The 13,548-nt window shown below is 52.2% G+C and carries 11 protein-coding genes; all 11 read right to left on the bottom strand.

The genetic code is table 11. The features are described from left to right. Positions 1 to 3: 3 nt before the first annotated feature. The 11 genes from PWYN_RS12065 to PWYN_RS12015 all read right to left on the bottom strand — a co-directional run bounded on the left by PWYN_RS12065 (position 4) and on the right by PWYN_RS12015 (position 13,547). Complete coding sequence (locus PWYN_RS12065; RefSeq protein ID WP_052087903.1) at positions 4 to 288, bottom strand: hemolysin XhlA family protein; 285 nt, start codon at positions 286 to 288, stop codon at positions 4 to 6. Positions 289 to 351: 63 nt separating this feature from the next. Then, a complete protein-coding gene (locus PWYN_RS12060; RefSeq protein ID WP_157261146.1) occupies positions 352 to 4,926 on the bottom strand; it encodes an LPD38 domain-containing protein in 4,575 nt (1,524 codons plus the stop codon). Between the two features lie 30 nt (positions 4,927 to 4,956). Beyond that, positions 4,957 to 5,241: an aggregation-promoting factor C-terminal-like domain-containing protein gene (locus PWYN_RS12055; RefSeq protein ID WP_276203422.1), complete on the bottom strand. Its 285-nt coding sequence runs from the start codon at positions 5,239 to 5,241 to the stop codon at positions 4,957 to 4,959. A 101-nt stretch (positions 5,242 to 5,342) separates the two neighbouring features. Beyond that, the gene (locus PWYN_RS12050) at positions 5,343 to 6,947 is read right to left on the bottom strand and encodes a hypothetical protein (RefSeq protein ID WP_036651915.1); all 1,605 of its coding nucleotides are present in this window, start codon (positions 6,945 to 6,947) and stop codon (positions 5,343 to 5,345) included. 49 nt (positions 6,948 to 6,996) lie between these two features. Continuing rightward, complete coding sequence (locus tag PWYN_RS12045) at positions 6,997 to 7,203, bottom strand: hypothetical protein (RefSeq protein WP_036651912.1); 207 nt, start codon at positions 7,201 to 7,203, stop codon at positions 6,997 to 6,999. Further along, the gene (locus PWYN_RS12040; RefSeq protein WP_036651910.1) at positions 7,200 to 7,712 is read right to left on the bottom strand and encodes a hypothetical protein; all 513 of its coding nucleotides are present in this window, start codon (positions 7,710 to 7,712) and stop codon (positions 7,200 to 7,202) included. The genes PWYN_RS12045 and PWYN_RS12040 overlap by 4 nt, the downstream gene beginning before the upstream one ends. A 62-nt stretch (positions 7,713 to 7,774) precedes the next feature. Beyond that, positions 7,775 to 8,548 carry a hypothetical protein gene (locus PWYN_RS12035; protein ID WP_036651908.1) on the bottom strand — a complete coding sequence of 258 codons (774 nt, stop codon included), beginning with the start codon at positions 8,546 to 8,548 and terminating at the stop codon, positions 7,775 to 7,777. Continuing rightward, positions 8,548 to 9,939 (bottom strand): hypothetical protein, encoded by a 1,392-nt coding sequence (locus PWYN_RS12030; RefSeq protein WP_036651906.1) that lies wholly within the window; start codon positions 9,937 to 9,939, stop codon positions 8,548 to 8,550. The genes PWYN_RS12035 and PWYN_RS12030 overlap by 1 nt, the downstream gene beginning before the upstream one ends. 30 nt (positions 9,940 to 9,969) lie before the next feature. Further along, positions 9,970 to 10,266 carry a hypothetical protein gene (locus tag PWYN_RS12025; protein WP_036651902.1) on the bottom strand — a complete coding sequence of 99 codons (297 nt, stop codon included), beginning with the start codon at positions 10,264 to 10,266 and terminating at the stop codon, positions 9,970 to 9,972. A gap of 9 nt (positions 10,267 to 10,275) precedes the next feature. After that, positions 10,276 to 12,963: a hypothetical protein gene (locus PWYN_RS12020; RefSeq protein ID WP_036651899.1), complete on the bottom strand. Its 2,688-nt coding sequence runs from the start codon at positions 12,961 to 12,963 to the stop codon at positions 10,276 to 10,278. Next, entirely contained in the window at positions 12,960 to 13,547 is a 588-nt protein-coding gene (locus PWYN_RS12015; RefSeq protein WP_036651896.1) for a phage adaptor protein, read from the bottom strand. The genes PWYN_RS12020 and PWYN_RS12015 overlap by 4 nt, the downstream gene beginning before the upstream one ends. Position 13,548 lies beyond the last annotated feature (1 nt).

Below are 13,548 nucleotides of genomic sequence, written 5' to 3'. Positions count from 1 at the left end.
GGTTTAACCTCCAGTAAGTTTAATAGCCGCAATGATTATGCCGATAATACCGGTAATGATTGCCCCGCCGACCGTGCGCCACAGCCAGCGCTGCGCGTCCTCGATCCGGTCTAGCCGGTGATGCGCAGATTTAGCGCTCTGAACGGCATCCCGGGCGGTGTCTCTCGCCGACTCCACAGTCGATGTCAGCGCCGGCACCACCTCCAGTGTCTTCTCAATCCGCGCAAGTTGTATCTGGATCTCCACCAACTTATCCTCAGTACCCATAGCTCCGCCTCCTCCTGGCATAGTTGTTTCCCCCTTCAGCATCTATTGGCATATAAAAGACACGCCCTGGAGGACGTGCCAGAATTAGTATGGAACTGTGTCTCTTGCCAGCTCATTCCCGCGCTCAGCCATGTCGTTGATGGACTGTTGCAGCTTGCGGAGCTCATCGCGCTTGTTTTTGTTACTCAGGCTCTTATCGCTCTGGACGTCTCGTTGCTGTTTCCGAATTGCAGACATCTGCTTGCTGATTTTGTCCATCCGCTTTCGGAGTCCGTTACTGTACCAATCGGGCAGGTCCTTCTGATCTTTATCCAGATTAGCCTGATCAAGCTTACCCTTCAGCCGGTAAAACTCAGTAGAGGTATCGTTTGTGAACACTGGATCGGCGGTAACCTGCTGAGTTAGTGCGCTGCCAACGTCCCCCCCGGGAGAGAGCAGCGGCTGCCCAAACTGGCCAAGGAACCCGGTATACTGCCGGGCTAGGTAGTCGAGTTGCTTCGGCGATGTCCCTGTCAGCTCGCCGAGTTTCTTCGATACCGTGGTTGTCTTTGCATCGTACTGAAGTTCCGGCGAAAGATTTTCCAGATAACCCGGTACGATAGGAGCCCCGCTAAAAGTCTTGTTTGCAGCGAGATCCGCGATAGGACCGAAGATAGTGTCCCCAGCAGCCCCCAGCAGTTTATCGGTGACCCCTCCTTTCTTCAGGGCCCCCTGAACTCCTGGCGGAGTAAAAGTAGTCCGGAGACGGTCGGCAAAGTCCCGGAAGGCTGCGGGATCTTCTTCCGCAAACAGACGCATTAAGCGTTCTGGGATGTCGCTGAATATGGTTCCTTGCTCCTGCGGCTTGGCAATTTTGAAGAACGTGCCGTCGCCCTTAGGGATCATTAGGAACGCATCCTTCGTCCGGCTACTGAGCTGCTGGTAAGCCGGATCATCGTGATTGATGGCGTATAAGGCCAGAGTTGGGATCGTAATTGCCAGGATAGACTTGGTCAGCGCTTTGGCTGGGTTATCCTTATAGGTGCGGATTGTCTTATCAAGCCCCTGAGCTGCCGCGTTAAAATACGGAAACACCTTGTCGATCTCCCGGGACAATGCTCCGCGCCGTTTAAAGTTGACCGTGATGTCCTGAGCAGCCGCAAGCGCCGCCTGCAGATCTCCTGTCTGATCAAAGCTACGCTTAAACTCTGCAAGACGCGGCGCGATTTCCACAGCGTTGAGTAGATTCTCATACCCTTCCTTTGCACGGGCGAGCTTCGTACGAACACCAGACTGCGGCAAAGCAGCCCGTTTGCTTTGTGCTAAGAGGTTACGGTCCGCCGCAATAGATGAAGCATGACCGCCGCCGACATCCAGGAACTGCTTATACGCACCTCGACGTCCGCCGATGTCTACGGCCGCACTGACCAGGTCAGCAACAAATGCAATCGGGTTATCTCGGGTTGTCGATGCAACATAAGCCTGCGGAATGTCGCGGAATAAGTTACGAGTTAGCGAGAACACCGGGTTACTACCCGTGGTCAGCAGCTTCATGTTGTTCGTCACCTTACCGACCAGATTAAGCATCCAGCCTGCCGACTCCGGCCCGAGCGCCGTTATCGCGGACAGCAGCTGCTTATCCTTAATCAGCACGTGCACCGGCTCACCATCCACCATAGCCCGGACGATATTGTCTTTGTCCAACTTCGTCCGCTGCATAGCCTTATCAAAATCATCCGTGAACCGACTGAGAAGATTGACTATGCCGTCAGTTACCACAGCTCCCGATTCATCGGTTACATCTGATAACAATAGCTTCTTGATGTCAGCAGGCTTCTCCGGCTGCTTAACGATCTCAGCCCAGTCACGGAAAGCGTCTGGTGCCTGCTCGATGTTGCGGACGTACTGCTGCATGACCTGGTTACGCTTAGCAGCCTTAACATAAGCATCGACGTTCTCAATGGTCGCTTCAATTGGAGATATGATCTTTCGCTGAGAGCCGCCCTTCTGATAGCCTTTGACCGGGTTCCCCTGATTGCCAAATCCCTTTTTGCCGCCGCCCGGGCCCTTACCTGTCTTCTCCAGCTGGGTGAACTGGCGCTTGTTCGGCACGTAATACGGGTTAGCCTTAAGCCAAGCATCCGCCATGTCCTGCGTGATGATTCCAGTATCGACAAGCCAAGATTGCACCATCTGCCGGTTAAACTCATAAAACTTGTCTGCTGCTTCGGCAAACTCAGGAAACTGCTGCTCGTATTCTGCTGCCTTCTGGGCACCGAATTCAGGCGTCCATGCCAGATCGTCGCGGAATACTTTCTCCCCGCGCTCTGCCCGGGTAACGGCGTGTTTGTTAAGCAGGTAGTCCTCAAAGTCCACATAGATGGCCTTGTTTTTCTTCATTAAAGACTTCAGCGGCTTAAGGATACTCTTCAAGGATTCGCCTACTACCTGCCCCTGCGAATCGACCAGCCCGTCAGTGATGATTCGCTTGGAGATGACGTCAGCTCCACGTGAAGCCAAGCCGAGTGTATGAATCCGCTCTGAAGCTTTCAGCGGCTCCTCCATGAGATCATTCAGGATCTTGTCCTGCTTATTCAGCGGATGAAGATCATCCACCAGGGCGGTGTAAGCTCGGTCACTCGTACCCTTCAAGTTTGCTGGGTCACGCTGCTGCCGCGTAACCAGTTGTGACCGTGTCTCGGTACTTAGGGAATCATACGGCTTAATCCGTTGCCCTGCCGCGATGCCTAACCCTGACTTATCGTCAAACTGTCCAGGGCGCAGGATCGGATCGCCGATGGGCTGAGGCGCAGGCTCTTGTGGCGGGATAGGCACCTCTCGTCCTTTAGAAACCTCCAGCAGATAATCAATATCGTCCTGCGTCAGCTCAGACAATGGTTTGGCATTGATGGCCTGCTCCTTGGCCGTCACCGGTGCCTCGACGGATGAAGCACGCGGCAATGTAGGTTCTACAGATGGGGGAGCGACAATCGACTCGCCCACGGGTCTGCGTGCCTGTTTTGGCCCTGTATGACGTAAATCCCTCAGCTCCTGGCCCACCAAGGGGGAATCCGTTACTCTCAGCGCGGGATCAATGTCTCGGACACTACCGGCCAGTGTATTCCGCGCCTGCTGATAGCCTGCCAACTGCTCGTCGTAACCGGTCCGCTCCCGCCAGGAAGGTATCTGCCCCGCCTCATCGGCGAAGCCATTATCCACCCGGTTACGGGCCAGTGTGTACAAGTCCTTAAGGGTAGGCCGCTTACCATTGGCAGCATAAAACTCCTGATACCAGCGCGGGTTGTTGGACTGGCGACCAGTACGCCCGGTCACCTCGCCCTCTGGGGTCCGCTGTAAGGCTCCCTGCTGAACACCACCACGATTATCCATCTGTGACTTTAGCAGCTTATACTCGTCAATGACGGCTTGCTCGTAGTTGGTCTGTAACGTTCGGATAGATTGGTCAATCTCACGTAACCCACTACGTCCCCCGGCAGCATTATCTGCAGTAGCTCGCGTGCCTGCCGAAGCTTCCGGCAGCTCATAGGTGTATGGATTAGCAATCGGATCAGTTCCGGGAGCATTCAGCCCGCGGTCCGCTGCAGCCGCTTGACGCACGGTGCCCCGACCTTCAGGCAGTGCCAGCAGCTCCTCGATCTCAGCAGCGGGGATACCGTTCCGTTTGAATAGGTTGCGAAGCCCGGCGCCAGCAGCCGCACCGCCAAAGCCCAGCACAGCGCCGCCTGCTGCTCCGTACAGGGCATTCATGCCGATCTGCTCATTACTGTCCTGCTGATTGGCTAACCCTATACCTACACCTTGTAGCGGCCCGGCTACCGTCTCCGTCAACCCTTGCCGGGCGATGGTTTGAGCGGTATTCGGACTGACCTTTGGAGCAATCTTGCCGATGCCCTGGGCAATCTTATTAACCGCAGACTGCCCCATGCCTTTGCTGAGAGCCTTGCCGGCCACTTCATATGTGCCCACATTCGGCCCCATGCCCACAGGCGCCCCGGTAGGGATTAGCATCGGCGTGATAAAGTCGTTGACCAGGTCGGCGATCTTGTCCACGGTTTCATTACCAGAGCTGTCACGCCGAGTAGCTCCACTATTCCCACTAAATGCGTTGCCGATAGCGATACCCAGCGGATTGCCCTCCGTCAGATAATTCATGGCCTGTGCGTACTGCTTGATCACAGGCGGCGCACTCTCAATCTCCTTCTTGTTGATTTCATACTGGGAGAGCTCCGGAATCTGCGAGGCGTTAGCTGGACCGCGCTCCGTTTGCTGGAGCAGGGATGCCGCTGGCACCTTATCAGCAAGCGCAGCCTGAATTGTCTGCTGTGGCGTCTGTAGTAGCTCCGGTGCGGGTAACCGACCTGTTAAAGGAGACTTTTTCTGATCGGCCCTAAAATCAATGCCCGGCTGCACAACAGGTGGTTTCGGGCTCATGTCGATTGTCGGCTGCCCGGCATTGACCCCTACGCCCGCCAGCGTACTTCGCAGCAACTCGGAGGTAATGGGATCTGAGGATGGAGGAGTAATGGTATTCGCAAGGCTGCGGTTACGTACAGCCGCAAACATGTCGTCAGCGGGGGACGCCGAAGCAATCGGCTCCGGTGAATAGGTCCGGTCAAGCACTCGCTGTTTGGCATCCTTCCCGCGCTGACGGTTCCTCACTATATCAAACATGGACATCAAGCTTCCTCCTCAATACCACTTATTTTTATCCCAGAATTTCAACGCCTTATATGGATCTCCGTAACGGTCTATCACATATTGAAGCCCCTTGCTGGCTTGTTGATAGGGATCAGACCAATCTACGCTATTCCCTCCATAGTTTTTACGGGTGCCATTTAAAAATTGGTATAGCCCCGCTGCTGTCGATGTTGGATTCTTGGCATTTGGATTGAAACTACTCTCTCGGGCCACGAGTTCTTCAAGAGGCTGTTGCCATTCCATCGGCTTGCCTGCCGCTTTTAAAGACTGCGATATGGCAGAGGAGGCAACAGAATAGTTTTTGGGATTAGCCTTAGCGTCTCCAGCAGCCTTGTAATAGTTGTTATAAGCCCCACCCGCCGAAGCTGTGGGGCTACTCAGTTTCCCGAGTATTGTTTAACCCGAGCTTCGATATCCTTCATGGTATAGCCCAAGCCGAGTAGCACCTGCTTAGTCTCCGCTTCGGACAGCCCTGCATCGACAACGGATTCAAACATTTCCGTTCGCTTCGTCGGGTCTTTGGTCAGCTGAGTACCAGACTTAATCTGTCTATTCGGATCGTTAGGATAGTCTGGGTCTTGTACCATGACAGGTTCCGTGTACAATGACTTGATATTATCAAGCACCTGATTAGCCGTCATGCCGACATACTTCTGACCGGCGCCGGGCTGGGACTGCTGATAGTCCAACTGCACCCATTGCCGGGCGTTATCATCTTGCGAGAGCGCCAGCTGCGCCTGCCGGTAGGCAGAATCATCAGACTGTGAAAGCTGCTGCAGGCCGTACCCGAGGCCGTACTGCCGGACACTCTCGTCAAACTGAGATTGCCACTGCTTATCCGATATGGCGTCCCGGGCGACCTTATACGCCTGCTGTTCCGCATACTGCTTGTTGGCTGTATCCATTTGCTGTGCCTGGAGCGTCTGCTGGCCGTTACCAAACTTCCCGATAGCCTGCCCATAGTTAAACCGGTTCTCCCACTGCTGCTGCTCCTGCTGCTGTGCCTGGGCCTGCTTCTGCGTGTCAAGCTGCTGCCCCTGAAGCGTCCGGATGGATGGTGTAACCTGACTCGCGGTTCCGTAGCTGGAATTCGCTCCGAGTTGGCTGACGTCTACTCCCATGTTGGATAGCATCGCCCGAATGCCATTCGCCTGGTTACTCAGCTTCGTACGCTCTGCGGCCGTGATGCCGGTAGCCTCAGCCTGCTGTTTGAGGGCCAGAAGTTGAGAGTAGAGCTGCTGCGCCTGCTCGTCTCCCGGTAAGTTACCTGTCAGTCCGGCGCGAGTATTGGTGTTGTCGATGCCGCGCTGGTCCTCGCTGGTGTACATCTGCGCCAGGTTGCCTTGATTCGCAAATTGCTGCTGCTCCTGATTCTGCTGGTCCGCATAGCGCTGGTATGCCTGCTGCATGAGCTGCGGCAGCACGGTTGTCTCCACGTTCCCCATTTCCTGAGCGGCAATCTCTGATCCCCGGTCCGTGGTGATGGTACTGTTCAGGATGCCGCGCCGGTTGGTGTCGGCCTGCACCTGATTATTACCGGTCTGGATATTGGCCCTTGCCCGCTGAAGTGCAGCTTGATAAGCCGGATCGCTGTTGGCGTCATAAGAAAAAGGCGTCGCCTGTTTAGTGGCATACGCCTTCATGAGATCCATCAGTTCACTGCTCTGTCCGGTATTCGTCTTAGCCGGTGATGCCGCTGGAGAAGCGGTCGGCATTGCAGTAGCAGCAGGAGAGACCGGGGCCGCTCCAGGAAGCGCTCCTGTGTACCCGAGTTGACTGGTCAAATACTTGGCCTGCGCCGAGGTATCCTGCCCTGCTGCCTGTCGGGAGCGGTAAGCCTCCAATGCCCGATTGGTCTCACTCTGCTTGAATCCACTATCTGCCTTGAGCTGCTGTGCCTGGGCAAGCAATCGTTTCTTTGTGGCGGCATCGGCGGTGTTATAGTCCACCCCACCATATACGCCCGTTGAGCCTGTAGCCATGAGGTCAGCCTCCTTTCTGTGCATAAAAAAGAGCCCTCTTAGTGAGGACTCATTGGTCATTATTTTCAACAGTTATCCAACCACTTGAAGTCATGAAGTACTTTGATTCTCCGGTAATAACATTCGTCTTTACAGGTACTGTCCTATCTCCGCTTCTAAATTCCAGATATCGATAAGGCGTTGGATAGATCAGGATCGCAAAAGCAGCCATAAGAACCAACCCGACGACAACGACAACCGCAGCTTTTTTGATCATTTCTGCAATTCCGCCAGCTGCGCTTCTATCTCTGCGTATTGAGCCTTTAAATCAGTCACCTTCTGCTTCAAGGTCTCATTTGCTGGATCATCCTTGAGCTGTATCTCAGCCATAGTGATACTCACTGAAATTGTGGCTAATTTACCGTTTAGCGAAACTATTTTATTCTCTTTTTCCTTCTCTGGGGAAGGTGTTGGCTTGCTTGTAGCTGGTTCCACCGACGGAGCAGGAGTTGCTGACACTGATGAAGAAACCACTTGGGGTTCCTGGCTCATTTTTATCGTCTTCCCTTCTACTGTCAATTCTACTCCCGCAGCTTGAGCTACCGCACGTACCGGCGCGTAGGCTGACCCGTTGATAATGACTGCATCAGCGATCTTCGTACCACTCTTCTCGACACTGAACAATCCTTGAACCTTCTGACCGATCAGACTGGACGAATCAGCGAATACTGAAGCTCCCGCAAACAAAAACAAGCCAACGATAACGCCCGAGATGAATTTTTTCAAAGTAACCGCCCCTTTTGGAATATGTTACTTCTATTATCGGCGAAAGCTGGCATATTTTGCAATCAGGAAACTATGAAAGTTCCGCCGCCACTATTAAGGTTGTCTGGGTTTCCATGATTGTGATTAGGAATAGTAACCGAATGACTGTGCGAAATACTCGCTTTACCTGCCAGAGCAGCCCATATAGCGTCCAACTCAGATTGTAGAGAAGTTCCCGATTCTAAACTCCTAAATTTTGACCAAGAAGGTACTGTAACATTATCAAAAGTGTCTGAACCACACATTAATTGAAGAGAACCATTCTCTGAGCCTACTAATAAACTCAAGCTTGAGGAAACCAAGCCTGCAAATATACCAACCGGGCCAAGTACCAACGAAGGCAATCCGCTTTTTCGGAAGACTATGGTCGGTTCATCAAACAACCCAGGTTCAATGGTCATGTAATTGCTGGCGTCAGTATAAACGGCCAGTAGGTCCCCGCTATTGTTCATCTCAGCCCGCGGGAAGTCATTCCGGCGAGTGGCGATGTAGGAACCAAAAATCTCAATGGATTCAATGAGACCGGCCGTAATATGCCCCAGGTCAGCCGTAATCGCGGACAGCTCATTGACGCTGATCTTATCGGCAGTCACCGCACCGGCAGCCAGCTTATCCGTCATGATGCTGCCTGCAACAATCTTCTCCGCGTTCAGCTCATTCACATTCCGCGTATCCAAATTGTTCAACAGCCAAGTCAATTCCTTGGTCAACTTCGCATAGGCGTTCAGGAGCTGAGACACCAGCACCTTGATGTCTGTCTCAACTGTATCTATATTCGGTAATTGTACATTCGCCACTACACTTTCCTCCTTGTCACTTCGCGTATGATCCGGTGAATCTTCACCTGTCCGCTGCCCCATATCCTCGGCCGGAACCAGGTCTCCGGCGTGTGGACCACAACCGGTATCCGGTAAGACTGTGTAGCCCCATCACTGTTCACAAGAGTCCGCACAGTCGTGAAGCTGCCGCCCGCCAGTCCCGGGGCATAGGCGATATTCAGAACGGCCCCAGAAGACAGTTCCGCGATAACGGTCAGCTTGTGCAGCGCGGCTCTGCCGGTCTCCGCTCCATCACTCCATGGCTTTAGATCAATACTCCAGTTAATCGCTACACCGGCATCCGTTGTGCCACCCGCTTGCAGGATACGGCCGTCTGCCGTGCCCATATAGAGTGTCTGGCCGTCCAGGTAATAAGACGTAGCCACGAAGCTACACGGCCACCAGCGGCGCCCCTGGATGTCGTACTTCAGGGTGACGTTCGGGAGCTGACTCCCGCCGGTTACCAGCGAGATATATAAAAAACGCCCATCTGTGCCGAAGCAGCAGTGACGGGCGTTTGCCTGATTAATGGATTCGATATAGTCCTTGATCGGCTCGCTGATCCGCACCGGGGAGGAACCGCCTTGATACTCATACACGCCGTCCGGCCCGAGCCAGTACAGCGCAGTCCGGTTCTGCACGACAGACCGGTCAGAAATGCAGCCCACGGGATACGGGGCGGTCATCGTAAAGTTTGTGCTGTCCTCACCGAACAGCTCATGTAAGGTGTAGCGTTTAAACAGGATGACATGATCGCTGAATGAGGTCAGCCCTGTTGGCAGCTCGCCGTCTGCCGTTTCCACCGTGATCTTCCCGGTGCCGGTGTACTTATCAGTACTGGTCCAATCCGCTGCATCGCGCAGGCCGGAGAAGCTCAGCAGGTTATCATTCCGGTTGGCTAAGTAGAATCGGTTCGCATGAGTGGTCAGGAACGCACTGCCCGCTGGAGCTGATCCGAGAGCCGTCAGCGTTGCGCCGTCCCACTGGTGAAGCTGAAGGCTGCCATCAATGAAGTATAACTTGCTGCCATCGAAGAACATCGACACATCCCACAGCCGGTTATTATCATCGTTACCATAATCATAAACTGCCGCCCATACGACACCTGTGAGCCTGTATAAGCCGCGCTGATTGCCGCAGTACCATTCACCTTTGAAACGGCACAGACGGTTAATGTACCCGGTATGTTGGCTCAGCAGCGTGAAGCCCTCCCGGGTCTGAAGCGTGGGATAGAGCGCGGAGTCCAGATTGATCACACTGACCGCCTGGCCTTCTCCGATCTCAATAGGCTCTGCCGCCTGGTTAAGCCCGTCTGCCAGAGTAATGGTGACGGGCTTCGTCTTGTCTGGTGATGCTGTCCAGCCTTGCATGGTAACACCTCCTTACTGCGCAGTATGGTCCTACTCTTCAAGAACGTCAGCAGCTCCTGCGTACTCCGGCAACGTCTTAAGGTGCTCGTATCCTTGTTTAGTTGTATTAGAAGCAGTATCCGAAATATCATGTTGGAATACGATTGTTTTGGTAGCTTCGAGCGAAGCTTTTCCATCATGATAATGCTGCCTCGACACATACGAAGACACATAAAGAGTTACTATGTTTTTTTCAATCAGTATGCTCGTAATCACAATGTAAGCTGATTCCACGGGTAAGCTAACGCCGGAATCATATTCAAGAGTTATTTTCTTTGAAAGAGCCATTTAAGCACCTCATATCTTCCGTATTTTCAACTTCCACACACCGTTTGCCAAATCTACTGCGGCACCGGTTAAATTCGTCAGCACGATTTGAACAAAGTTTGAGTTACTGACGTACGCAGTGCAGCCCATACCGAGCAGGCTATACGGGGCCACAACGTCTATAAGGTCACCGAATACAGCGCCCGGGACGCTAATACCGGACGATGCCAGCGAAGCCCCAGACGCAATACTCGCAGGGTTCCAGGTGTATGATATGACCGCGTCAACCGCTTCGATGTTGTACCCGGTTCGTACTGTCTGAAGTCCAGAACCAACGGCAATAACCAGCCCCGGGGAAGTGTAAAATTTGTTGGAGTACACGTCATATACTCCTGTGTCCGTTTCACTTAATGCCGATTCGATTTTAAGACATTGTGATGTAGACACTGCCGCCTTATCGTACCTATTTCCGTACATGCCTACAGAGTAATTATTAAGCAAGCTTTGCCGGCACAATATGTCATTGTTGATTACCAGTCCGTTTGTAGTTAGTGTCATATACAGCGTGTATATAAAATTATCTTTGACAACAACATCGGAACACCCGGAGAGGTAAAGTTGAAATATGTTCTCTGATGCAAAGTTCGGGATTCGAGTATCGGATACCTCAATACCCGAGCAGTTCGCAAAACTGATTGACTGCGATGCGGTGAGGTTGGCATCATTAATCTTGTTGTCTCTGAACCTTACGCTGCGGCAGTTGTTGAGATTCGAGAACACTTCACACATATTAGAAGTACATGATTCAATTAAAACATCCTCCGCGTTATATCCGCTACCTACTGCCGATGCACGTATTGCATAAATGGCGGTATCAAATGTACAGTGACTGATGCTGATGTGCTTGCATGATACACTCGTCTGTCCGCTGCCGAGCCTGATAAATTGACTTGTCGCTTTACGGAAAGTGACGTGATTAATGTCTACATACTCACAACCTTCTTCAATGGTCAGTGCTGACAGATGACCGCCGTCAAAAGTGCTGTTTGATATTTTAATATTTTTTGTTTTAGTATCAAACTTCACCATTTCGGTCAATTCATAAGAACCGAAATTTCCTGATTCCAAGGAATTAAAATAGCAACTATCTATGACAAAATCTTTTACCGGGTTATCCAAATCCCCAAGGACAATCAATCCATTCCCGCCAGTAATAAATGAGCAATTTGTCAAAAGGTAGTTTTCGGGAGCGTTTTGGCCGAAATCAGAGTAAACTCCGAAAGCCGTGTGATTCACCTTATTTGCAACTAGCATTCTAAAAGCTACCTTGTTGAACGTAACATTTGAAGTATTGTGAAAGATGAACAGAGACTGGTAGTTGCCGATAATCTTGATGTTCTCAACTAGCAGAGAATCACTGTTTGTGAACGTGAATGCCTGACCGTCCGTATAATAAAAAATATCATTGCTGAAAAAATACGGCGTATATACCCCCACAATATTGGAGCAGTCAAGGACTGTTGCACTTCCATCTCCCATCATGTAAATGCCGGTTACCCCTACGACCGGATCAAGTTTATCAAATATATTATAGGTTCCGGCTTTAAAGTACATCCGATAGCTTGTATCGGCAGCTGTAATCAATGCCTGGCGGATTTGTTCAGTGTGGTCAATCTTAACTGCTGCGCCTGAAACCGTACGCTGGAGCGCATTTTGGATAGTAAGTTGATTGCCCGACACATTTGTTACCGTTGTTCGCAAGTAATTGTACTGAATGTTATTATCGATTACATTGCTGATCACAGCGCCCGTTGACGCAACGTTTACGCTGATGCTGATGGCGTTCGGGCTAACTGTGTCATACAACACATAAGCACCTTTTGAAACCAGAGTGTAAGGAAGTCCCGCAGCGTCTATTTTATCTGCAATTGTAGTTGCTGTATCTGATGTGGTAACAGATATCACATAAGCACTCTCGTTAATTGTAATGGTTATGTTTCCGTTAGATGTTGGCAGCGTTGATGCACGAAGGGAGAATACAACATTGTTCTTTCGGATGCCTGCGCCTGCAATTGCAATTTTATCTCCTGTTACAAATGTGCTGGAGCCACTGAGTGTAATTGTCGTTGCTCCTGAATTCCCACTCCCTGTTACAGGCGCCACCGTTTTAGACAGGCTGACTTTTGTATACAGCATATTCTCCGCCAACTGCGCATCAACACCGTTAAGCCGGGCCCCCAATATCGGGTAAGCCGGGCCTGTCGCAGGCTGCCGGGCATCAAGGATTTCCGTATTACTCTCCCCGGCTCCGGCAACAATGGTATCCACCCTCTGCTTGACCAGGTCAATTGCCTGCTTGGTAGTAGCTGCACCTTCTACGGGTCCCGCATAAGTGATGTTCGCCGCCGAGTGGGCAGCGGTGGAGACCTTATGAAGATCAACGGTAGACTGAGCGGTATTAGCGGAACCTTGTGCATTGTTGGCAAGCCCCACAGCCGTATTTGCCGTGGACTGAGCGGCACCAGCAGCACTAACCCCGGTGTTTGCCGTGGCTTGAGCAGCAGCAGCGGAAGCAGCAACGGTAGATATGTTCCCAGCTAGCCCTGCATTCTGCCCGTCCACGTACGTCTTGGAAACAGCCTCCTGGCCGACAAGCTGCCCAGGGATCACCCCGCCATCGATAAACTGCTGGTTAATATCCTGTGATCCCTCGCTCACATCCATCCACCTCCCATAACATCTTCGATTCGGTCATCATTCGGCGCCTTATTCAGCGCCTTCTGAAACTCATCGATCAGTCCGTTGTATTTGCTCGTATAGTTATTGACCATGCCCGCGTCCTGAAACACCTCGCAGATCTGCGCCAGCGCTCCGTACACCAGCAGCATATGAAAGTCAGCATCCAGCTCTGGTACGGCCGTCAGCGCAGCCTCACTGAGCTGAGCAGGATAGCGGAAATAAAATAGAGTCAGACCGTCCACAATGTTCTCCGTTGGCGTGGGGTAGATACCCAGCCCCGTCTTCCCCTCGAAATAATAGAAGGGCACGTTGGACCGCTTCTCCACGCTTTGATGCAAATATACCCGGCCTTGCACCAGTACAGCATCCACATTCGTGCGCGGGATCGGCAGCGTGTAGACGAATACGTTCTTTGCCAGTGTGTAAATGGCTGTCGCCCGCTCCCGGAAGGTAGTCCGAAACAGCTCGTTCTGCACCTGGTTAATCTTCCGGATGACGCTCGCATTGCTCAGCCCGTGGGGATATTTTTCCGCGATCTCGTCCAGGATCTCCTGAAGCGTCACG

Source organism: Paenibacillus wynnii (assembly GCF_000757885.1).
Taxonomy (GTDB): Bacteria; Bacillota; Bacilli; order Paenibacillales; family Paenibacillaceae; genus Paenibacillus_AQ; species Paenibacillus_AQ wynnii.
Note: the sequence above shows the minus strand (reverse complement) of the source record. Positions and strands in the feature narration are given on the sequence as shown.